This is a genomic window from Pseudomonas sp. WS 5079, assembly GCF_012985465.1.
In the GTDB taxonomy this organism is placed as follows: domain Bacteria; phylum Pseudomonadota; class Gammaproteobacteria; order Pseudomonadales; family Pseudomonadaceae; genus Aquipseudomonas.
The window spans coordinates 1-2,252 of sequence record NZ_JAAQWN010000027.1; the positions used below are offsets into that span (position 1 = coordinate 1).

At 56.4% G+C, this 2,252-nt stretch carries 1 protein-coding gene; it reads left to right on the forward strand.

The window, feature by feature from the left end; translation table 11 throughout:
* A partial coding sequence (locus HBO05_RS28990; protein ID WP_346343172.1) for an immunoglobulin-like domain-containing protein occupies positions 1-2,252 on the forward strand: 2,252 nt, incomplete at both ends.

Genomic DNA, 2,252 nt, shown 5'->3' on the forward strand with positions numbered 1-2,252 from the left:
GGTGAAGGCGGCCAGATCGTCTACACCGCCACCCTTGTGGATAAAAACGGCGCCCCCGTCACTAACACCACTGGTCCGCTGACCATCACCCTGGATAACAACCAGGTCATCACCATCGGTGTGGACAAGTCGAGCGGTACCGTATCGGTTGTAGCGCCGGACGACGTCTACAAAGGCGACCAGACCGTTACTACCGGCATTAAAGAAGTCGCCGGTGGCGCGCACTTTGAAAATCTGGTTCCAGGTACCGATAAAGTCACCACCGTCGTGACTGACACACCGGGCACCGATAACACCACGACAGTGACCCTGACGGCTCCGTCGGAAGTGAGTGAAGGTGGAAAAATCACCTACACCGCCACCTTGAGCAACAAGGCTGACACCGACGTCACCTTGACCCTCGATAACAAACAAACCATCACCATCAAGGCCGGTGAAACCGTCGGCACCGTGACAGTGGACGCTCCAGGCGATGACGTGTTCATCGATAAGAGCACCCAGACCGTCCAGATCACCGGCACTAACGGTGGCAACTTCGAGAAACTCGTGGTTGCAGGCGATGGCGCGACTACCACCATCAACGACACCATCGACAAGGTCGATGTGGTGCTGACTGCGACCAAAACCGTGGGTGAAGGCGGCGAGATCGTCTACACCGCGACCTTGGTGGATAAGAACGGCGCGCCGGTGACTAACATCACCAGCCCTGTGACTGTGACTCTGGATAACAACCAGGTCATCACCATTGGCGTGAACCAGTCGAGCGGTACTGTTTCGGTTGTAGCTCCAGATGACGTGTACAAAGGCGACCAAACCGTTACTACCGGCATTAAAGAAGTCGCCGGTGGCGAGCACTTTGAAAATCTGGTTCCAGGTACCGATAAAGTCACCACCGTCGTGACTGACACACCGGGCACCGATAACACTACAACTGTGACGCTGACGGCTCCGTCGGAAGTGAGTGAGGGTGGCAAGATCACCTACACCGCTACCTTGAGCAACAAGGCTGACACTGACGTCACCTTGACCCTCGACAACAAACAAACCATCACCATCAAGGCCGGTGAAACCGTCGGCACCGTGACGGTGGATGCCCCTGGCGATGACGTGTTCATCGATAAGAGCACCCAAACCGTCCAGATCACCGGGACTGACGGTGGCAACTTCGAGAAGCTCGTGGTTGCAGGCGATGGCGCGACTACCACCATCAACGACACCATCGACAAGGTCGATGTGGTGCTGACTGCGACCAAAACCGTGGGTGAAGGCGGCGAGATCGTCTACACCGCGACCTTGGTGGATAAGAACGGCGCGCCGGTGACTAACATCACCAGCCCTGTGACTGTGACTCTGGATAACAACCAGGTCATCACCATTGGCGTGAACCAGTCGAGCGGGACTGTCTCGGTTGTGGCTCCGGACGACGTCTACAAAGGCGACCAAACCGTTACTACCGGCATTAAAGAAGTCGCCGGTGGCGAGCACTTTGAAAATCTGGTTCCAGGTACCGATAAAGTCACCACCGTCGTGACCGACACACCGGGCACTGATAACACCACGACTGTGACGCTGACTGCTCCATCGGAAGTGAGTGAGGGTGGCAAGATCACCTACACCGCCACGCTTTCTAATAAAGCGGATACCGACGTCACCCTGACGCTCGATAACAAGCAAACCATCACCATCAAGGCTGGCGAAACCGTCGGCACCGTGACAGTGGACGCTCCAGGCGATGACGTGTTCATCGATAAGAGCACCCAGACCGTCCAGATCACCGGCACTAACGGTGGCAACTTCGAGAAACTCGTGGTTGCAGGCGATGGCGCGACTACCACCATCAACGACACCATCGACAAGGTCGATGTGGTTCTGACCGCAACCAAAACCGTCGGTGAAGGCGGCCAGATCGTCTACACCGCCACCTTGGTGGATAAGAACGGCGCGCCGGTGACTAACATCACCAGCCCTGTGACTGTGACTCTGGATAACAACCAGGTCATCACCATTGGCGTGAACCAGTCGAGCGGGACTGTCTCGGTTGTGGCTCCGGACGACGTCTACAAAGGCGACCAAACCGTTACTACCGGCATTAAAGAAGTCGCCGGTGGCGAGCACTTTGAAAATCTGGTTCCAGGTACCGATAAAGTCACCACCGTCGTGACCGACACACCGGGCACTGATAACACCACGACTGTGACGCTGACTGCTCCATCGGAAGTGAGTGAGGGTGGCAAGATCACCTACACCGCGTA